Consider the following 19626-nt stretch of genomic DNA (forward strand, 5'->3'; position numbering starts at 1 on the left):
GAGCCCTTCGTCACTCGGTCGGGAGGGCCTGCATGGCCTTGATGAAGCCGTCCGTGTCGAGCTGTCCGTTGAAGAACTGCTGGACGGCCTTGTGCATGTCCGAGCTCGCCTTCTGCGGGTACGCCTGGTCCCAGGACAACTGGAACGACGGTGCGTCGGCGACCAGGTCGTACTGGAAGCGCGAGTACTCGGGAGTGCCCGAGGTGTCGATGAACTTGTCGGTGTTGGTCGTGGTCGGCAGGTTGCCGATGTCCAACTGCGCCTTGACGAAGTCGTCGGAGTACATGAGCTTCAGGAACTCGGCGACGGCCTCGGGGTGCTTGGTCTTCTTCATCACCGAGTAGTAGTTGTTGGTGTTGCCGGCGACGTTGGCCGGGTCGCCCTTGCCGCCCGCGACGGCCGGGAAGGCGGTGTAGCCGAGGTCACTCTCGGCGAACTCCTTGTGGTCCGTGAGCTGTTGGGAGTAGTACCAGGAGCCCATCAGCTCGAAGCCGGCCTTGCCCGAGGCCACCAGCTGGACCGAGCCGCCGTTGGTGTACTTGACGGAGTCGTAGTTCTTGCCGAAGGCGCCGGTGTCGACGAGCTCCTTGATCATGTCCAGGGCCTTCTTGCTGTCCGCGCTCTCCCAGGCGCTCTTGTCGCCCCCGACGGCCTTCGCGAACAGTTCCGGACCGGCTATGCGGTCGTACAGGTACTGGAACCACATCTGGGTGGGCCAGACGTCGCCGCCGCCGAGCGCGATCGGGGTGACGCCCGCGTCCTTGAGCTTGTCCACCGCGGCGAGCAGCTCGTCCCAGGTCTTCGGCGGCTGGACGCCCGCGTCTTCGAGGACCTTCTTGTTGTGGAACAGCAGGACGGGTTGGGTGCCACGCATCGGGATGCCGTACGGCTTGCCGTCGACGACGGCGCTGTCGAAGACGGACGGCAGGAACTTCTTCTTCAGGTCCGGGTCCTTCTCGATGAAGCCGTCGAGCGGCAGCAGCAGGTCGGCCTTGACGAACGGCTTGATGCTGCCGCCGCCCCAGTTGAAGAAGACGTCCGGGGCCTGCGGGGTGTTGATGATCGTCTGGAGCTTCGTCTGGTAGTCGGCACCGGGGATGGTGTCGAGGACCGCCTTGACGTCGGACGTCTTGTTGAAGGTGTCGACGATCTGCTGTTCGACCTTGTTGCTGGCGTCCCCGTAGACCAGGACATGGATCTTGCCGTCGTCCGACGAGGCCCCGCCGTTCCCGTCGCCGCAGGCCGACAGGCTCAGCGCCAGGGCGAGCGTCGCGCCGGTGGCGACCAGTCTGGGCAAGCGCGCACGTGTCTTCATCGTTCGCCTTTCGAAAGTTTCGGCACCATCACCGAAAGTCCATGCTGACGGACAGTAAAGTCAGACGGGATTTCCGGTCAATGGCCGTGCGGATGCCGACTCAAAACGTTATCGACCGCATGACCTACCCTGCCTGTATGTACGGTGAAGTTGAGGTGGGCGCCCGGGTGACCCTGGCCGAGGTGGCGAAAGAAGCGGGGGTCTCCCTTCCGACAGTTTCGAAGGTCATCAACGGCCGTTCGGATGTCTCCAGCGCCACCCGGGTCAAGGTCGAGCGGCTTCTGGAGGTCCACGGCTACCGCCGCCGGAACGCGAACCCACCGCGCTCCCCGCTCGTCGAACTCGTCTTCCACGAGTTGGACAGCGTCTGGGCGATGGAACTGGTCCGGGGCGTGGAGAGCGTCGCCAAGGCCAACCGGGCGACCGTGGTGCTCACCAGGAGCGGCACACGGCACGCACCCGACCCCGGCTGGATCGAGGGTGTGCTCCGGCGCCGGCCCCTGGGTGTCGTGCTGGTCTTCTCGTCGCTCCCCGCGGAGGTGAAGCACCGGCTCAGATCGCGGGACATCCCCTTCGTCATCGTCGACCCGGCCGGCGACCCCGATCCCGACGTACCCTCCGTGGGCTCCGCCAACTGGGCCGGTGGGCTCGCGGCGACGCGCCATCTCACCGACCACGGACACGAACGCGTCGCGATCATCACCGGGCCCGGGGACATGCTGTGCTCACTGGCCCGTCTCGACGGGTACCGCTCGGCCATGACCATGGCGGGCCTGACGGTCGACCCGCGTCTCGTCCGGTTCGGCGACTTCCAGGTGCGGGGCGGCTTCGAGCACGCCATGGACCTGCTGAGCGGTCCCCACCGGCCGACGGCGGTCTTCGCGGGCAGCGACCTCCAGGCACTCGGCGTCCTGGAGGCGGCCCGGGTCAGCGGGGTGAGCGTGCCGGAGGACCTCTCGGTCGTCGGCTACGACGACGTACCGCTGGCCCAGTGGTCGAGCCCGCCGCTGACCACGGTCCACCAGCCGCTGCGGCACATGGCCGCGGAGGCGGCCCGCATGCTCTTCCGCCGGGACGACCCCGGCAGGGCCGCCCAGCGCATAGAACTGGCGACCCGTCTCGTCGTACGGCAGAGCACGGCGCCACGAGGGCGGTACGGCGTCCCGGCGGAGACCGTCAGCGCGGACGCGTGACGAGGACCCGCCGGTCGGGAGTGGTGGACCGGCTCGTCCAGCGGGTCACGCGGTACGGCGTCGTAGCCCACGGCCGGGCCGGGCGCGTCGGGGCGGGCGGGCCGGGCGGTGCGGCAGCGCCAGTGGGCCACACGATGCCGGCGGCCCGGCGGCGCGGCCACGAGGTCGCGTGTCGGCCGTCCGCTGCGGGTGGCGAACCACCGCTCAGGGCCCAGGGCTTGGTACCCCCGCGCCCGCCTCCCACGGCGGCCACCCGCGGTCCGGCCAGAGGACGGTGAGCCGCGACGACTCGATTGGCACAGCACCTCGCGCAGCACCTCGGGCAGCGCGCGCCCCCGGGAGACACCCGGGAGGCATCCGTCACCGCCCGTCGCGCAGCTTGAGCACGTATGCCGCGGTGAGCGCCACGGCACGGTCCTCGTCGTGTGACAGCTCCGCGAGGGCATGTGCCGCCGTCGTTCCCGGGATGTCCGCGAGCGCCTGTGTCAGCCGTCGACGTGCGGCCGGTCCAACGGTGCCCGGGGCGAGGCGGTCGACGAGCCCCGTGGCGATCCGGTCCGCCAACGCCGGGTCGAGCGCCAGCGCGCCCAGCGCGTCGGCCGCGTCGACGTCGTTCGCCTCCTCGACGACCATGTCGACGAGCGTCGGGACCGAGTCGGCCACCGCACGTGTCCCGAGCGCCACGGCCGCGTACCCGCGGACCACGACGTCGGGGTCGGCGAGTGCCTCCTTGAGCAGCCCGGTCGCCGCACCGTCCGGGATCTCGGCGATGGACTGGACGGCACGTCTGCGCACCTCGGCGTCCGGTGAGCCGAGTCCCTCCGCCAGCAGCGCGAGTCCCGCGTCGCCCGAGCGCGCCAGAGCCCATCGAAGGGCTCCGGCGACGATCGGGTCCGTCTCGCTCAGCGTTGCCTCGACCAGTGCTTCCACCGGCACCGGAGCCTCCTCGACCGAGGACAGGGCCGCGCGCTGGCGTGTCGCGGCGCTCTTCGACCCCAGAGCCTGGAGGAGAGCCACGGTCTGGAGGACGTCCTCCCAGTCGGCGGGCTCCGCGGCACCGATCCGGCCCAGTCGTGTGAGCAGCTCCGTCTCGGCCGCGATGCGTTCCCGCGTCTGCCGGACGAGGTCGCCGACGAGTTGCGAGGGCGTGAAGCCGGGATCGTCCAGCGCGCGCCCGACCTCACGCAGTGACAGCCCCAGCGACCGCAGGCTCTCGACATGGAAGATCCGCCGGATGTCGTCGTCGGAGTAGTCGCGATAGCCGCCCTCGGTGCGACCCGTCGGCCGCACCAGGCCTAGCGAGTCGTAATGCCTGAGCATGCGGGCGCTGACCCCGGACCGTCGCGCCACATCACTGATCAACACTGTCCATCACCCCTGACCGGTGCTGCCCAGGACCACGATGCGCTTCGCCTCCTCGATCGCGAACTCGAACCCGGCATCCGGGTCGCGCGACAGCCGTTCCGTGGCGATCGCGTGCTGACGCACGAGGGAGTCGGGGTCCGTCATCGCGGCACGCAGGGCCGGCGTGATCACTTCGCCGAGCGCGATCAGCGCCCTGCTGAGGCTCAGCCGCGTCTCGCGTTCGCCGCGCCCGAGCTGTGTGGCCAGTGCCGTGGCGAGCCGGGACTCTGCCCCTTCGGGCACGAGCACGACCGCTGCCCGCCAGGCGCTCCGCGCCACCTCGTCGTCGGCGTCGGACAACAGCGCTTGTGTGATCGCCGGCCACGCCTGCCGGTCCCCGATCTTGGACAGCGTGTGCAGGGCCTGGCTCCGTGCCTGCGCACGCTCCGAGCGGAGTTCACGGAGAAGCGCCGGGAGCGTCACGGAGGACGGGTGACGCGTGAGTGCCCAGGTGAGCATGTCGCGCACGTGGAACTCGGGCTCGACCGCGCATCGTTCGACGAGCTTGTCGACGAACCGCGGGTCGGGGCTCGTTCCGGCTCCCAACGCCGCCCGCAGCCGCACCGACGGGCTGATGTCCTCCAGCCTCCGAAGGGCTTGACCGATATCCCTGTCCTGTTTCGGCATGTCTTCGGGACCACCTCCTGGCCACAGTGAAGACCTTGTCACCGTGTCAAGGTCAAACGGCTCCCGCACCATCCCGTCCACGCCTCAGGACGCCTCCAAGATCACCCGTAGTCCGGACGATCCCGGGTCGTTGCGCGGTGCCACGGCGAGGCGGGCAACAACGCCAAGAAGGCAGACGGATCCTACGAGATGCACGCCCCGCTCCATCGGAGCCCGTATGTCAAGATCCAGCAGGGCAAGAAGAAGCCCATCCGCATTCCGTCTGCCGGCGATCCGACCCTGGAGAGAGTGCGGAGGGACCCCATCATGAAGGATCTGCAACCGCGGGCCCCGGCCGACCTCCGTCGGCCGGCGCCCGCGTGCGTCCGGGGAGGGCCCGCGGCTCCGTCCCAGCCCTCAAGGATGCACCGACCACACTTAATGAAAGCCAAAAGAAAAGCCGTGCGAGGAACCTTGACCGCGACCGGCGGGGCGGGCAAGGTTCCGGAGAGCGCTCTCCCACCTTCCCCGTGTCAAGGAGTCTCTCCATGCCCACTGTCGGCACACCCCCGGCGGTGCCGGTGTCGCGCAGACCCGGTCGCCGCGGTCTCGTCGGCGTCCTGGTCACCGCCCTGGCGGCGACCCTGCTCGCCATCGTTCCCGCCACGCAGGCCCAGGCGGCGCCCGTGCTGTTGTCCCAGGGCAAGCCGGTCACCGCCTCCAGCCAGGAGCACTACGGCACCCCGGCGACCGCGGCCGTCGACGGCGACAACGGCACCCGCTGGTCCAGTGCCGCCGCCGACCCGCAGTGGATCCGCGTCGACCTCGGCGCCCCCGCCACCCTCAGCCGGGTGGAGCTGCGCTGGGAGGCCGCCTACGCCAAGTCCTACCGCATCGAGACCTCCCAGAACGGCACGGACTGGTCGACGGCCTACTCCACCACCACCGGCGCCGGCGGCACGGAGACCGTGGACGTCTCCGGCACGGCCCGCTACGTCCGCATGCTCGGCACCGCCCGCGCCACCGGATACGGCTACTCCCTCTGGGAGTTCAAGGTGTTCGGCACCACCGGCGACGACCCGGGGCCGGTCATCCCGGGCGGCGGCGACCTCGGCCCGAACGTGCACGTCTTCGACCCGTCCACGCCCGGCATCCAGGCCAAGCTGGACCAGGTCTTCCAGCAGCAGGAGTCGGCGCAGTTCGGCTCCGGCCGGCACGCCTTCCTCTTCAAGCCGGGCACCTACGAGAACCTCAACGCCCAGATCGGCTTCTACACCCAGATCCTCGGCCTCGGCCTGCGCCCCGACGACACCACGATCAACGGTGACATCACCGTCGACGCCGGCTGGTTCGACGGCAACGCCACCCAGAACTTCTGGCGCGGTGCGGAGAACCTCGCCGTGAAGCCGGTCAACGGCACCAACCGGTGGGCGGTCTCGCAGGCCGCCTCGTTCCGCCGGATGCACGTCAAGGGCGGCCTCAACCTCGCGCCCAACGGCTACGGCTGGGCCAGCGGCGGCTACATCGCCGACAGCAAGATCGACGGCCAGGTCGGCAACTACTCGCAGCAGCAGTGGTACACCCGCGACAGCTCCATCGGCGGCTGGTCCAACAGCGTCTGGAACCAGGTCTTCTCCGGTGTCGAGGGGGCCCCCGCGACCAGCTTCCCCGAGCCCCGCTACACCACGCTCGACACGACGCCGATCTCCCGTGAGAAGCCCTTCCTCTATCTGGACGGCGACGAGTACAAGGTCTTCGCCCCCGCCAAGCGCACCAACGCGCGCGGCACCACGTGGGCGAACGGCACCCCGCAGGGCGAGTCGATCCCGCTGAGCAGGTTCTACGTCGTCAAGCCCGGCGCCACCGCCGCCACCATCAACGCCGCCGTCGACCAGGGGCTGCACCTGCTGTTCACCCCGGGCGTCTACCACGTCGACCGGACGATCGACATCGACCGGGCGAACACCATCGTGCTGGGCCTCGGCCTCGCCACGATCATCCCGGACAACGGGGTGACCGCCATGAAGGTCGCCGACGTCGACGGCGTGCGCCTCGCCGGCTTCCTCATCGACGCCGGACCGGTCAACTCCCCCACCCTGCTGGAGATCGGCCCGCAGGGCGCGTCCGCCGACCACGCGGCCGACCCGACCACCGTGCAGGACGTCTACATCCGCATCGGCGGCGCGGGCGCGGGCAAGGCCACCACCAGCATGGTGGTCAACAGCCACGACACGATCATCGACCACACCTGGGTGTGGCGGGCCGACCACGGCGAGGGCGTCGGCTGGGAGACCAACCGGGCCGACTACGGCGTCCGCGTCAACGGCGACGACGTCCTGGCCACCGGACTGTTCGTCGAACACTTCAACAAGTACGACGTCGAGTGGTACGGCGAACGCGGCCGGACGATCTTCTACCAGAACGAGAAGGCGTACGACGCCCCCAACCAGGCGGCCATCCAGAACGGCACGACGAAGGGCTACGCCGCCTACCGCGTCGACGACTCCGTGGACACCCACGAAGCCTGGGGCCTCGGCAGCTACTGCAACTACAACGTCGACCCGAACATCCGCCAGGACCATGGTTTCAAGACGCCCGTCAAACCGGGGGTGAAGTTCCACAGCCTCCTGGTGGTCTCACTCGGTGGCATGGGCCACTACAACCACGTCATCAACGACACCGGAGCCTCCACGGTCCCGGCCGGCACGTCGACCGTGCCGTCCACCGTCGTGTCCTTCCCCTGACCGCCCCTGACCGGGCCGTCAGTCGCTCACAACTCCCCTCCGGGCCGCGCCGCGTCCCCGCACCGCGGCCCGGAGGGGCCCTCAGGCGGTACCCCGGCCGCCCTCGCCCCGTGGCTTCCCTCCGACCCGCCAGGAGCAGATGTGTCCACAGTCCTCTCGTACCGCAGACCGGTCGGCCGCGCCGGCGTCCCCCTGCTCGCCCTCGGCGCGCTGATGGCGTCGTCGCTCGCCGTCGCCGCCCCGCCCGCGCAGGCCGCGGAAGCCCTGCTCTCCCAGGGCCGGCCCGCCACCGCGTCATCCCAGGAAGGCGACGCGTACGCGGCCTCGGCGGCCGTCGACGGCAATCTCACCGGCACCCGCTGGGCCAGCCAGTGGAGCGACCCGCAGTGGTTCCAGGTGGACCTCGGACAGCGGTCCGACCTCAGCCGCGTCGTACTGACGTGGGAGGGCGCGTACGGCAAGAGCTACCAGATCCAGGCGTCCGACAACGGCACGGACTGGCGGACCCTGAGGACCGTGACCGGCGGTGACGGGGGCACGGACGACGTCGCCGTCTCCGGTGCCGGCCGGTACGTACGCATGCTGGGCACCGAACGGTCCGGCGGCTACGGCTACTCCCTGTGGGAGTTCCAGGTGTACGGGACCACGGACGGCACGCCTCCCGCCGGTGGAGGGGCGGTCGAGGTCGTGGGTCCGCAGGGGAACTGGCAACTGACCGTCGGCGGCCAGCCGTACACGGTCAAGGGCCTGACCTGGGGCCCCGCCATCGCGGACGCCCCGAAGTACATGCCCGACGTGAAGTCCATGGGCGTCAACACGATCCGCACCTGGGGCACCGACGGCGGCACCAAGCCGCTGCTCGACAGCGCCGCCGCGAACGGCGTCCGAGTCGTCAACGGCTTCTGGCTGCAGCCAGGCGGCGGTCCCGGCTCCGGCGGCTGCGTCAACTACGTCACCGACACGACGTACAAGAACAACATGCTCACCGAGTTCGCCAAGTGGGTGGAGGCGTACCGGAGTCACCCGGCGACCCTCATGTGGAACGTCGGCAACGAGTCGGTCCTGGGCCTGCAGAACTGCTACAGCGGGGCCGAGTTGGAGGCCCAGCGCAACGCCTACACAAGCTTCGTCAACGATGTCGCGAAGAAGATCCACAGCATCGATCCCGACCACCCCGTCACCTCCACCGACGCCTGGACCGGGGCGTGGCCGTACTACAAGCGCAACGCGCCCGACCTCGACCTGTACTCGATGAACTCCTACGGCGACGTCTGCGGCGTCCAGGAGGACTGGGAGGAGGGCGGCTACACCAAGCCGTACATCATCACCGAGGGCGGACCCGCGGGTGAGTGGGAGGTGCCCGACGACGCCAACGGCGTCCCCGACGAGCCGACCGACGTGCAGAAGGCCGAGGGCTACACCAAGGCGTGGGACTGCGTCACCGGCCACGACGGAGTCGCCCTCGGCGCCACCCTCTTCCACTACGGCACCGAGCACGACTTCGGCGGCGTCTGGTTCAACCTCGTACCCGACGGGCTGAAGCGACTGTCCTACTACGCCGTCAAGAAGGCGTACAGCGGTTCCACCACCGGCGACAACACCCCGCCCGTCATCACGAACATGGCCGTCGGCCCCGCCTCGTCCGCCCCGGCGGGCGGCGAGTTCACCGTCCGCGCCGACGTGCGCGACCCCGACGGCGACCCGATCACGTACAAGGTCTTCCTCAGCGGCAACTACGCCAACGGCGACAAGCGCCTCGTCGAGGCCGAATGGCGGGCCACCGGCAACGGCACCTTCGCCGTGCAGGCTCCGGAGAAGCTCGGCGTGTGGAAGGTGTACATCCAGGCCGAGGACGGCCGCGGCAACGCGGGCATCGAGACCAAGTCGGTCAAGGTCGTCGCCCCGCCGGTGACCGGCACGAACGTGGCGCTGAACAAGCCCACCACCGCGTCCTCCTTCCAGCCGTCGTACGGCGACTGCCCGTGCGAGCCCGCCAAGGCGACGGACGGCAGGAACGACACGCGCTGGGCCAGCGACTGGAGCGACCCGCAGTGGATCCGGGTCGACCTCGGCACCCCCACGCCCATCCGCGAACTCCAGCTCGTGTGGGATCCCGCCTACGCCAAGTCCTACGAGGTCCAGGTCTCGGACAACGGCACCACCTGGCGCACGGTCCACACCACGACCGCGGGCAACGGTGACATCGACACCATCGCCATGGCGGAGACGGCACGGTACGTACGACTGCACCTGACGGCGCGTGGTACCGGCTGGGGCTACTCGCTGCACGAGTTCGGCATCTACAGCTGACGGCACACACAGCTGACGGCGGAGGGCGTTCGGTGGCGCCCTCCGCACCACCCCCACCAGGCACCTCTGCGGGCAGGAGGCCCCATGAGACCACGTTCGAAACTCCCCGCGCTGCTGCTCGGCACCGCGCTTCTGGCCGGCGTGCTCGGCGTCGGCACCGTCGCCACGGCCGCCGATCCGGGCAGCGCTCCGGCCGTCTCGGCCGGCGCCCACACCGGGCACACGACGGCGGTGTCGACCCAGGCGTCCGCCGACGACCCCGACGGCGACGGGTACATACCGGCCGTTCCCCCGGTCACCGGCGTGACCCCGTCCGGGGCCACCCCGCCGCCGCGCTACCACAAGGAGTTCCAGGCCAACTGCGCCGTCACGCACACCGCGCCGGACGACCCGATCGTGTACCCGGGCCAGCCGGGCAAGTCCCACGACCACACCTTCATGGGCAACACGACGACGAACGCCGGCAGCACGACGTCGAGTCTCTACGGAGGGAACACCACCTGTCTCGCGCCGGCCGACGCCTCCGCGTACTGGATGCCGTCCCTGTACAAGGGGGACAAGAAGATTCTCCCCGTCGGCCCGCAGGTCATCTACTACAAGTCCGGTGTCACCGACTACACCAGTGTGCGGCCCTTCCCCAAGGGACTGCGGTTCGTCGTCGGCAACCCCATGCAGAGCGCCCAGGAGTTCCGCGGCCACAAGGGCTTCGTGGAGGGCTGGGAATGCGGTGACAGCTTCTTCAACGTCGACTTCCCGGCGAGCTGTCCGAGCCGGCCCGACGTCCAGCTCAACATCCGGATGCAGGCGCCCAGTTGCTGGGACGGCACGTACCTCGACACCCCCGACCACACGAGCCACATGGCCTACCCGGTCGTCAAACCCGGCACGAACGACAACATGTGCCCGGCCTCCCACCCGGTCGCCCTGCCGATGATCGAGTTCAAGATGGCCTTCCCGGTCAACGGCGACATGAGCGACGTCCGCCTGGCCAGTGGACGCGGCTACTCCTTCCACTACGACTTCTTCAACGCCTGGGAGGAGCGGACCCTCAAGGCGCTGGTCGACCACTGCATCGTGGGCGGCCTCCAGTGCGACACGCGCGGTTACGACCAGAACCATCCGGAGCGCGGCGCGGTGCTGAACGCAGATCACCGGCTGCCCTGACCCGGTCGGTGTCCAGGGGCCCGGCGGCACCCTCTCGGCGCGGGTGCCGCCGGGCCCTTCCGCGAACGAAGTGGGGCGGGAATGAACGACGAGACACTCGATCGGCTCATCGACAGGCTGAGCCTCGAACAGAAGGTGCGCCTGCTCACCGGCGCGACGACCTGGCGCACCGCCGGCGAACCCGGGATCGGCCTGCGGGAGATGGTGACCTCGGACGGGCCCGCCGGGGTGCGCGGCGAGACATGGGACGAGCGGCGCACCTCGGCCCTGCTGCCCTCCGCCTCCGCCCTGGGCGCGATGTGGGACGAGGAACTGGTCGAGCGGCTCGGCGGCCTGCTCGCCACCGAGGCGGTCCGCAAGGGCGTCGACGTGGTACTGGCCCCCACGCTCAACCTCCACCGCAGCCCGCTGGGCGGCCGGCACTTCGAGTGCTTCTCCGAGGACCCGGAACTGACCGGCCGTACCGGCGCCGCGCTGATCCGGGGCATCCAGGCCCTCGGGGTGGCGGCCACCGCCAAACACTACGTCGGCAACGACTCCGAGACCGACCGGCTGACCGTCGACGTCCGGGCGCCCGACCGCGCTCTGCGAGAGGTGTACCTCGCGCCCTTCGAGGCGGCCGTCGAGGCCGGGGTGTGGCTGGTCATGGCGGGGTACAACGCGGTCGACGGCACCACCATGACGGCCAGCCCGCTCCTGGCGGAACCTCTGAAGGGGGAATGGGGGTTCGACGGGGTCGCCGTCTCCGACTGGGCGGCGGTGCGCTCCACCGAGGCGACGGGCCGCGCCGCCCTCGACCTGGCGATGCCGGGCCCGGACAGTCCCTGGGGGGCGTCCCTGGTACGGGCGGTGAAGGACGGCCGGGTCGCCGAGGCGGCGGTCGACGAGAAGGTGCGGCGGCTGCTCCGGCTCGCCGGCCGCGTGGGTGCGCTGGAACCGCGTCGCTCACGCCGGGTACCGGTGACGGCGTCCCGCGGCACCCGGGCGTTGCTGCGCCGCGCCGTCGGTGCCGGTTCGGTCCTGCTGCGCAACGACGCCGTCCTGCCGCTCGACCCCGCCGAGTTGTCCACCGTCGCGGTCGTCGGCGGGCATGCCGCGTCCCCGCGCGTCCAGGGCGGCGGCAGCGCGGGCGTCTTCTGCTCCGACGTGGTCACCCCGCTGGCCGGCGTCCGCGCCCGTCTGCGGGGCCGGGCGCGGGTGGTGCACGAGCCCGGCCCGGCGCCGGGTGCCCCGCCCGCTCCCCTAGGCCCCGACCGGTGCGGCGACCCGCGCTCGGGCGCCCCCGGCGTGCTCCTACGGGTGCTGGACGCGGCGGGGCGCGAACTGCGCTCGGAGCACCGGCTGTCGGGCCGGCAACTGGAGCCGGACCTGCCCCCGGGCGCCCACACGGTGGAGATCGCCGCCGTGCTGCGGCCCCAGCGGGCGGGAGAGTGGACGTTCGGCGTCGGGGGCTTCGGACGCATGACGCTCACCGTCGACGACCACCTGCTCCTGGACGGGGAGTTCCCCGGTGACACGGACGACCCGGCCGTCGTCCACGTCAACCCGCCCGTGCACACGGCGCGGACGGTACTGACCACCAAGCGGCCCGTGCTCGTGGTGGCACGGCGCGAACTGGTGCCCGGCCGAGGACGCGCCACCGTCGTCGCCGCCGCGCCGCCGGAACCGGACCCGGCGACCGCGCTGGAGGACGCGGTGCGTGCGGCACGCGACGCCGACGCCGCGATCGTGGTCGTCGGCACCACCGAGCACGGCGAGACCGAGGGGTACGACCGCGCCGGACTGTCGCTGGGCGGGCGCCAGGACGAACTGGTCCGCGCGGTCGCCGCCGCGAATCCGCGCACGGTCGTGGTCGTCAACAGCGGCGGGCCCGTCGAGCTGCCCTGGCGCGAAGAGGCGGGCGCCGTGCTGCTCACCTGGTTCCCGGGCCAGGAGGCGGGCGCTGGGCTGGCCGACGTCCTGTTCGGCCTCACCGAGCCCGGTGGCCGGCTCCCCACCACCTGGGCGGCGGCACTGGCGGACGCACCCGTCACCCGCACTCAGCCGGTCGACGGCCGGCTCGACTACGCCGAGGGCCTGCACATCGGCCACCGGGCGTGGCTGCGAGCCGGGCGCGAGCCCGCCTACTGGTTCGGCCACGGACTCGGCTACACGACGTGGGCGTACACGGGAGTGGAGGTCCCCGCTCAGGTCGCCGCGGGTGAGCCGTTCACGGTACGGGTGACGGTTCACAACACCGGTGCCCGCGCCGGGCGCGAGGTCGTACAGGTCTATCTGGCCCGACCCGGTTCGGCGGTGGAGCGTCCCGTCCGCTGGTTCGCCGGCTACGCGGCCGTGCGGGCGGCGGCGGGCCGGACCGCGAGCGCCGAGGTGGTGGTACGCCCCCGCGCCCTGCGGCACTGGTCGGAGGCGGACCACGGCTGGAGCACGGAGGCCGGCCCCTACCGGCTCATGGTGGGCAGGTCGGCGGGGGACATCCGATGGGAGGGGACGGTCACGGTCAGTGGCTCCTGACGGGGGGGCGAACGGCGCGTCCGCCGGGCCCGTGGCGTCATAGCGCCGGTCTCGGCACGCACTGGTCTCGGCGTACGCCGGTCTCAGCACGCGCCGGGCCCGTGGCGTCATAGCGCCGGTCTCCGCACGCACCGGTCTCCGCCACGGCAGCGCGGGGCACGGGCAGCGGCCGGTCCGACTGCCCATGGAGCACGCCACCGGGCCCGCGCGCCGCTCACCGCACCGAGCGCTCCCGCAGGGCCGTCCGCCATGCCGGGTCCGGTTCCACCGGTTCGGCTTCCTCCGGCCGGCCGCCACGAGCGAAGAAGTCGGCGAGCGGCAGGATGGCGGCCCCTACGGTGACGGCGTCCGGCCCCAGGGTGCCGAGGTCGATGCGAACGTGGGCGGCCGGGTAGGTGAGGGCGTAGGCGTTGGCGTGTGATGTCACCGCGTCCAGGAAGCGCCGGCCGAGTTGCAGTCCGGCCCAGCCGCCCACCAGGATGCGTTCGGGCTGGAAGAGGTTGATCAGGTCGGAGAAGCCCGCGCCGAGGTACTCGGCGGTCTCCTCCAGAACGGCCAGCGCCGTGGCATCGGGTTCCGGGACGGCCCCCGACGCGTCCGGCTCCGGGTACGCGGCCGCGAGCATCGCGGTGAGCGCGGTCTCCTCGTCCGCGCCCACGGGTGGCCGCCCGCCCGCCTCCGCCCAGCGCTGGAGCAGTGCCTCCGCGCCCGCGTACGCCTCCAGGCAGCCCTGGGCGCCGCAGCGGCAGCGGCGCCCACGCACCCGTACCGTCAGGTGCCCCCACTCCACGGCCCGGCCCGGCCGCATGTCGTCCCCGACGACGCAGGCGCCGACGCCGGAGCCGAAGAGCACCACCGCCGCGCTCTGCGCACCCCGGCCGGCGCCGAACCACATCTCCGCCTGGCCCAGCGTCTTGGCACCGTTGTCGATGTAGTAGGGAACGGTCTCGGGCAGGATCCGGGACTCGCGCAGCAACCGCTCCAGCGGAACGGCGTCCCAGCCGATCGTCTGGCCGTGCACGACCGCACCGTCCTCGGCGGTCCTGGCGACGATGCCCGGCACGCCGATCCCGATGCCGAGCAGCCGCTCCGCCGCGATGCCGGCCTCGTCCAGGACCTCGGAAATACCCTCGCGCAGATGTGTCATGACGACGCCTACGTCGTAGCGGTCGACGCGGCGCGGACCCTCGGTCTCCAGCGGCCTCTCGACGCGGGCCAGTTCGGTGAGGGCGAGGTCGAAGAGTTCGATCCGCACCCGGGTCTCGCCGATGTCGACGCCGATCATGTAACCGCTCCGCGCGCTGACGCGCAGCAGCGTGCGGGGGCGGCCGCCGGCGGAGTCGACGCTTCCGGCCTCCTCCACCAGTCCTTCGGCGACCAGCTCGGAGACCACGTTGCTGACCGAGCCGGAACTCAACCCGGTGACCGGCCCCAGGGAGAACCTGCTGAGCGGCCCGTCGAAATACAACCGTTGCAATACGGCGGTGCGGTTCTCGCGCCGCAGGTCACGCACTGTACGCCCGTTGCGCACCTTCACCCTCGCCCCCTCGTTCTGAAATCCTCACCGCAACTTACATGTGGCCGGGCCCTTGACGCGACCTTCACTTGAGGTTTAACTCACATCCTAAATTAAGCCGTGGGGGGCTTCAGGGAACGCGGGGCGTTGCTCCGGCCCCCCTCCGCGGGCGACCCCGTCACTTCCCGGAAGGCCTCTGGAGTCATGCGCAGAATCAGAGCCGCAGCCGTCGGCGCCGTCACCCTCTCCTTCGCCCTCACCGCGGCTGCCTGCGGCGGGGGGTCGTCCGGCACGGAGGGTTCCAACGAGCAGCCGAAAACCCTCACCTACTGGGCCTCCAACCAGGGCGCGAACCTGGAGGTCGACAAGAAGGTCCTCCAGCCGGAACTCGACAAGTTCGAGAAGGAGACCGGCATCGAGGTGAAGCTGGAGGTCGTGCCCTGGGCGGACCTCCTCAACCGCATCCTCACCGCCACCACCTCGGGCCAGGGCCCCGACGTCCTGAACATCGGCAACACCTGGAGCGCGTCGCTGCAGTCCAGCGGCGCCCTCCTGCCCTGGGACGCGAAGAACTTCGAGGCCATCGGCGGCAAGGACCGCTTCGTGGAGTCCGCGCTCGGCTCCACCGGCGTACCGGGCCAGGACCCGGCCGCCGTACCGCTGTACTCCATGGCCTACGCGCTCTACTACAACAAGAAGATGTTCGCCGACGCCGGCATCGAGAAGCCGCCGGCGACCTGGGAGGAGCTGGCCGAGACCGGCAAGAAGCTCTCCAAGGACGGCAAGTGGGGGCTCGGCGCGGAGGGTTCGAACCTCTCCAACAACATCCACCAGGTCTTCGTCCTCGCCAAGCAGCACGGCGCGGATTTCTTCACCCCCGAGGGCAAGGCCGACTTCACCTCCGACGGCGCCGTGGCGGCGGTGAAGCAGTACGTCGATCTGATGGCCAAGGACAAAATCGTCGCGCCCGGCAACGCCGAGTACGCGCAGAACCAGTCCCTGAGCGACTTCGCCAAGGACAAGACGGCCATGGTGCTGTGGCAGACCGCCTCGGCCACCTTCAAGTCGCAGGGCATGAGCGAGGACGAGTGGGGCGTCGCGCCCGCACCCGTGCAGTCCGGCGCGCCCGGCCCGGGCAAGGCCACCAACTCCATGGTCGCCGGAATCAACATGGCCGTCTTCAAGAACACCAAGAACATCGACGGCGCCAAGAAGTTCGTGGAGTTCATGACCAGCGACGAGGAGCAGATCGTCCTCAACAAGGCCTACGGCTCCATCCCGCCGGTCAAGGCCGCCCAGCAGGACCCGGCCTTCGACACCCCGTCCCTCACCGTGCTGCGGGAGACCCTCGCGTCCAGTGCCACGGCACTGCCGCAGGTCCCCGAGGAGTCGCAGTTCGAGACCGTCGTCGGCACCGCCGTCAAGGAACTCTTCGCCGACGCCGCCGCCGGCCGTGCGGTGACCGAGGAGTCAGTGCGGGCCAAGCTCGAGAAGGCCCAGCAGCAGATGCCCAAGAAGTGAGCGCGGACACCGCCATGACTACCACCGCTGCCCTCAACGCAGGCGAGCGGACGGCACGGAAGAACGACCCCGGAGCGGCGCCGCGCAAGCGCCGCTCCGGGCGGCTGCGCCGCATCGGCCTGCCGTACCTGCTGCTGTTCCCCGCGATCCTCCTCGAACTACTGGTCCACCTGGTGCCGATGGTGATCGGCATCGTCGTCAGCTTCAAGGAGCTGACCCAGTTCTACATCCGCGACTGGGGTACCGCGCCCTGGGCCGGTTTCGACAACTACGCGATGTCGGTCGACTTCGACGCACCCGTGGGCGAGGCGCTGCTCAACTCGTTCCTCACCACCTGTCTCTTCACCGTGCTCTCCGTCGGCCTGTGCTGGCTGCTGGGCGTGGCCGCCGCGATCTTCATGCAGGAGTCGTTCCGCGGCCGGGGTTTCCTGCGCACGGTCTTCCTCGTCCCGTACGCGCTGCCCGTCTACGCCGCCGTCATCACCTGGTCGTTCATGTTCCAGCGGGACAACGGGCTGGTGAACCACGTGCTGCACGACCAGCTCGGGCTCACCGGCAGTCCCCCGTTCTGGCTGATCGGCGACAACAGCTTCATCGCACTGCTCGTCGTCTCGGTGTGGAAGGGCTGGCCCTTCGCCTTCCTCATCATCATGGCCGGGCTGCAGAACATCCCGAGGGACATCTACGAGGCCGCGGCCCTGGACGGCGCGGGCGTCTGGCAGCAGGTCCGCCGCATCACCCTGCCGGCGCTGCGCCCCGTCAACCAGGTCCTCGTCCTGGTGCTGTTCCTGTGGACGTTCAACGACTTCAACACGCCCTTCGTCCTGTTCGGCAAGGCGGCGCCGGAAGCCGCGGACCTCATCTCCATCCACATCTACCAGTCCTCGTTCCAGACCTGGAACTTCGGGACGGGCTCCGCGATGTCGGTCCTGCTGCTCCTGTTCCTGCTCGTGGTGACGGGCGTCTACCTCTGGCTCACCTCCCGAGGAAGGAAGGCCACCGATGCCTAGCCCCGCCGCCCGCCAACCCCGCTCCCCGATGGCCGCGCCGCGGTCCTTCCTGTGGAGCCGCCGCGTCTTCCTGACCCTCCTCACCGTCTTCGTCCTGCTGCCGGTCTACGTGATGATCTCCAGCTCGCTGAAGCCGCTGGAGGACGTGTCGGGCAAGTTCGAGTGGTTCCCCTCGAATCTCACCGTCCGCCCGTACTTCGACATCTGGGAGACGGTCCCGCTCGCCGACTACTTCATGAACTCGCTGATCGTGGCGGGCGCGGCGACCGTCTGCTCCGTCACCATCGCCGTGTTCGCCGCCTACGCGGTCAGCCGGTACTCCTTCCGCGGCAAGCGCGTCTTCACGGTGACCGTGCTGTCGACCCAGATGTTCCCCGGCATCCTGTTCCTGCTGCCGCTGTTCCTCATCTACGTCAACATCGGCAACGCCACCGGCATCGCGCTCTTCGGCTCCCGGGGCGGCCTGATCCTCACCTATCTCACCTTCTCGCTGCCGTTCTCCATCTGGATGCTGATCGGCTACTTCGACTCCGTGCCCCGGGACCTCGACGAGGCGGCCAAGGTGGACGGCTGCGGACCGCTCGGCGCCCTCTTCCGGGTGATCGTGCCCGCCGCGATCCCCGGCATCGTCGCCGTCGCCGTCTACGCGTTCATGACCGCCTGGGGCGAAGTGCTCTTCGCCTCGGTCATGACCAACGACACCACCCGCACCCTCGCCGTCGGCCTCCAGGGCTACTCCACCCAGAACGACGTGTACTGGAACCAGGTCATGGCCGCCTCACTCGTCGTCAGCCTCCCCGTCGTCGCCGGCTTCCTGCTGCTCCAGCGCTACCTCGTCACCGGCCTCACCGCCGGCGCCGTCAAATAACCGCCCGGGCCGTGACCCCCGCCCCGCTCCGCCCGACCAACCCAGAGAGGCCCTCTGTGTCCGAATCGCCTGACCTCGCCGCCTTCCCCGCCGACTTCACCTGGGGCACTGCCACCTCCGCCTACCAGATCGAGGGCGCCGTCGCCGAGGACGGCCGGGCACCGTCGATCTGGGACACCTTCTCCCACACCCCCGGAAAGATCGACAACGACGACCACGGCGACGTGGCCTGCGACCACTACCACCGGTGGCCCGAGGACATCGCCCTGATGAAGCGGCTCGGCGCCGACGCCTACCGCCTGTCCGTCGCCTGGCCGCGTGTCGTGCCCGGCGGCGACGGGCCGGTCAACGCGGCCGGACTCGACTTCTACGACCGGCTCGTCGACGGCCTCCTCGACGCGGGGATCACCCCCAACATCACCCTCTACCACTGGGACCTGCCCCAGGCGCTCCAGGACCGCGGTGGCTGGACCGTGCGCGAGACAGCGGAACACCTCGCCGACTACGCCTCCGTCGTGGCCGGCCGTCTCGGCGACCGCGTCACCCAGTGGGCCACCCTGAACGAACCCCTGTGCTCCGCCTGGATCGGCCACCTGGAGGGCCGGATGGCACCCGGCCTGACCGATCTGACCGCCGCCGTGCGCGCCTCGTACCACCTGCTCCTCGCGCACGGCCTCGCCACCCGGGCGGTCCGCGCGGCGGTACCGGGCGCACAGGTCGGTCTCGTCACCAACCACTCCACCGTCGAGGCCGCCTCGACCCGCCCCGAGGACATCGCGGCGGCCACCCGCATGGACGGCCACACCAACCGCTGGTGGCTCGACCCGGTCTACGGTCGCGGCTTCCCCGCCGACATGCGCGAGCTGTACGGCGTGGACCTGCCGGAGCGCCCCGGCGACCTGGACGCGATCGCCGCGCCCCTCGACTGGCACGGCCTCAACTACTACTTCCCGGCGACCGTCACCGACGACCCGCAGGGCGCCGTCCCGTACGCCCGTGAGGTCCGGCTGCCCGACGTACCGCGCACCGGCATGGACTGGCAGATCGACGCCGGCGGCCTGGAGGCCCTGCTGCTGCGCCTGACCGACGAGTACGGAGTCCGCAAGCTGTACGTCACCGAGAACGGCTCCGCGTTCGCGGACACCGTCTCGGCCGACGGCGCCGTCCACGACCCCGACCGGGCCGGCTACCTGGAGCAGCACGTGGGCGCCTGCGCCCGGGCGATCCGCAAGGGCGCACCGCTGGCCGGCTATTACGCCTGGTCCCTGCTCGACAACTTCGAATGGGCCTACGGCTACGACAAGCGTTTCGGCCTCGTCCACGTCGATTACGCGACGCAGACCCGGACCGTCAAGACGAGCGGCCTGCGGTACGCGGAGATCATCCGTGCCCACCGGGAGTCCGGCGCCTGACCGCGCCGATACCCGGCACCCCACCGCCGGCCCTGCCGCGAGCGCACGC

Annotated in this window: 13 protein-coding genes; 9 read left to right on the forward strand and 4 right to left on the reverse strand. The window is 70.5% G+C overall.

Annotation, left to right across the window (positions count from 1 at the left end):
* Window positions 1–10: 10 nt before the first annotated feature.
* Window positions 11–1315, reverse strand: coding sequence for an ABC transporter substrate-binding protein (locus tag ACIQ6R_RS11970; RefSeq protein ID WP_404180170.1), 1305 nt, complete (start codon window positions 1313–1315; stop codon window positions 11–13).
* A gap of 137 nt (window positions 1316–1452) precedes the next feature.
* Between ACIQ6R_RS11970 and ACIQ6R_RS11975 the strand changes: the two genes are divergently transcribed.
* Window positions 1453–2508 (forward strand): LacI family DNA-binding transcriptional regulator, encoded by a 1056-nt coding sequence (locus ACIQ6R_RS11975; RefSeq protein ID WP_404180173.1) that lies wholly within the window; start codon window positions 1453–1455, stop codon window positions 2506–2508.
* 360 nt (window positions 2509–2868) lie between these two features.
* Here the strand turns inward: ACIQ6R_RS11975 and ACIQ6R_RS11980 are convergent, their stop codons facing one another.
* Both ACIQ6R_RS11980 and ACIQ6R_RS11985 read right to left on the reverse strand, forming a co-directional pair.
* On the reverse strand, window positions 2869–3873 hold the full coding sequence (locus tag ACIQ6R_RS11980; protein WP_404220558.1) for a MerR family transcriptional regulator: 1005 nt from the start codon (window positions 3871–3873) through the stop codon (window positions 2869–2871).
* Window positions 3874–3879: 6 nt separating this feature from the next.
* On the reverse strand, window positions 3880–4539 hold the full coding sequence (locus ACIQ6R_RS11985; protein WP_404181340.1) for a HEAT repeat domain-containing protein: 660 nt from the start codon (window positions 4537–4539) through the stop codon (window positions 3880–3882).
* Between the two features lie 527 nt (window positions 4540–5066).
* Here ACIQ6R_RS11985 and ACIQ6R_RS11990 point away from each other — a divergent pair.
* From ACIQ6R_RS11990 to ACIQ6R_RS12005, 4 genes are all read left to right on the forward strand, one after another.
* Window positions 5067–7262 carry a discoidin domain-containing protein gene (locus ACIQ6R_RS11990; protein ID WP_404180176.1) on the forward strand — a complete coding sequence of 732 codons (2196 nt, stop codon included), beginning with the start codon at window positions 5067–5069 and terminating at the stop codon, window positions 7260–7262.
* 213 nt (window positions 7263–7475) lie between these two features.
* A complete protein-coding gene (locus ACIQ6R_RS11995) occupies window positions 7476–9572 on the forward strand; it encodes a discoidin domain-containing protein (protein ID WP_404221347.1) in 2097 nt (698 codons plus the stop codon).
* An 84-nt stretch (window positions 9573–9656) separates the two neighbouring features.
* Window positions 9657–10736: a DUF1996 domain-containing protein gene (locus tag ACIQ6R_RS12000; protein WP_404220560.1), complete on the forward strand. Its 1080-nt coding sequence runs from the start codon at window positions 9657–9659 to the stop codon at window positions 10734–10736.
* Window positions 10737–10817: 81 nt separating this feature from the next.
* On the forward strand, window positions 10818–13250 hold the full coding sequence (locus ACIQ6R_RS12005; protein ID WP_404220562.1) for a glycoside hydrolase family 3 C-terminal domain-containing protein: 2433 nt from the start codon (window positions 10818–10820) through the stop codon (window positions 13248–13250).
* Between the two features lie 214 nt (window positions 13251–13464).
* Here ACIQ6R_RS12005 and ACIQ6R_RS12010 read toward each other — a convergent pair whose 3' ends face one another.
* The gene (locus ACIQ6R_RS12010) at window positions 13465–14787 is read right to left on the reverse strand and encodes an ROK family protein (protein WP_404220564.1); all 1323 of its coding nucleotides are present in this window, start codon (window positions 14785–14787) and stop codon (window positions 13465–13467) included.
* 183 nt (window positions 14788–14970) lie between these two features.
* On the opposite strand from ACIQ6R_RS12010, the gene ACIQ6R_RS12015 reads away from it, so the two are divergent.
* Genes ACIQ6R_RS12015 through ACIQ6R_RS12030 form a run of 4 tightly spaced genes read left to right on the forward strand, consistent with a single transcriptional unit; the run spans window position 14971 to window position 19577 of the window.
* Window positions 14971–16287: an ABC transporter substrate-binding protein gene (locus ACIQ6R_RS12015; protein WP_404220566.1), complete on the forward strand. Its 1317-nt coding sequence runs from the start codon at window positions 14971–14973 to the stop codon at window positions 16285–16287.
* Between the two features lie 14 nt (window positions 16288–16301).
* Window positions 16302–17297 (forward strand): carbohydrate ABC transporter permease, encoded by a 996-nt coding sequence (locus ACIQ6R_RS12020; protein WP_404220568.1) that lies wholly within the window; start codon window positions 16302–16304, stop codon window positions 17295–17297.
* Between the two features lie 28 nt (window positions 17298–17325).
* Window positions 17326–18165, forward strand: a complete 840-nt coding sequence (locus ACIQ6R_RS12025) for a carbohydrate ABC transporter permease (protein WP_404181345.1) — start codon at window positions 17326–17328, stop codon at window positions 18163–18165.
* A gap of 56 nt (window positions 18166–18221) precedes the next feature.
* Complete coding sequence (locus ACIQ6R_RS12030) at window positions 18222–19577, forward strand: GH1 family beta-glucosidase (protein WP_404220571.1); 1356 nt, start codon at window positions 18222–18224, stop codon at window positions 19575–19577.
* Window positions 19578–19626: the final 49 nt, after the last annotated feature.

It is taken from the genome of Streptomyces sp. NPDC096048 (assembly GCF_044763415.1).
Taxonomy (GTDB): Bacteria; Actinomycetota; Actinomycetes; order Streptomycetales; family Streptomycetaceae; genus Streptomyces.

What these genes read in the sequence shown, in the direction of transcription:
- ACIQ6R_RS11975 (WP_404180173.1), top strand. Translation starts at nt 1,453, where the DNA reads ATGTACGGTGAAGTTGAGGTGGGCGCCCGGGTGACCCTGGCCGAGGTG.
- ACIQ6R_RS11995 (WP_404221347.1), top strand. Translation starts at nt 7,476, where the DNA reads ATGGCGTCGTCGCTCGCCGTCGCCGCCCCGCCCGCGCAGGCCGCGGAA.
- ACIQ6R_RS12000 (WP_404220560.1), top strand. Translation starts at nt 9,657, where the DNA reads ATGAGACCACGTTCGAAACTCCCCGCGCTGCTGCTCGGCACCGCGCTT.
- ACIQ6R_RS11970 (WP_404180170.1), bottom strand. Translation starts at nt 1,315, where the DNA reads ATGAAGACACGTGCGCGCTTGCCCAGACTGGTCGCCACCGGCGCGACG.
- ACIQ6R_RS12025 (WP_404181345.1), top strand. Translation starts at nt 17,326, where the DNA reads ATGGCCGCGCCGCGGTCCTTCCTGTGGAGCCGCCGCGTCTTCCTGACC.
- ACIQ6R_RS12015 (WP_404220566.1), top strand. Translation starts at nt 14,971, where the DNA reads ATGCGCAGAATCAGAGCCGCAGCCGTCGGCGCCGTCACCCTCTCCTTC.
- ACIQ6R_RS11985 (WP_404181340.1), bottom strand. Translation starts at nt 4,539, where the DNA reads ATGCCGAAACAGGACAGGGATATCGGTCAAGCCCTTCGGAGGCTGGAG.
- ACIQ6R_RS12005 (WP_404220562.1), top strand. Translation starts at nt 10,818, where the DNA reads ATGAACGACGAGACACTCGATCGGCTCATCGACAGGCTGAGCCTCGAA.
- ACIQ6R_RS11990 (WP_404180176.1), top strand. Translation starts at nt 5,067, where the DNA reads ATGCCCACTGTCGGCACACCCCCGGCGGTGCCGGTGTCGCGCAGACCC.
- ACIQ6R_RS12020 (WP_404220568.1), top strand. Translation starts at nt 16,302, where the DNA reads ATGACTACCACCGCTGCCCTCAACGCAGGCGAGCGGACGGCACGGAAG.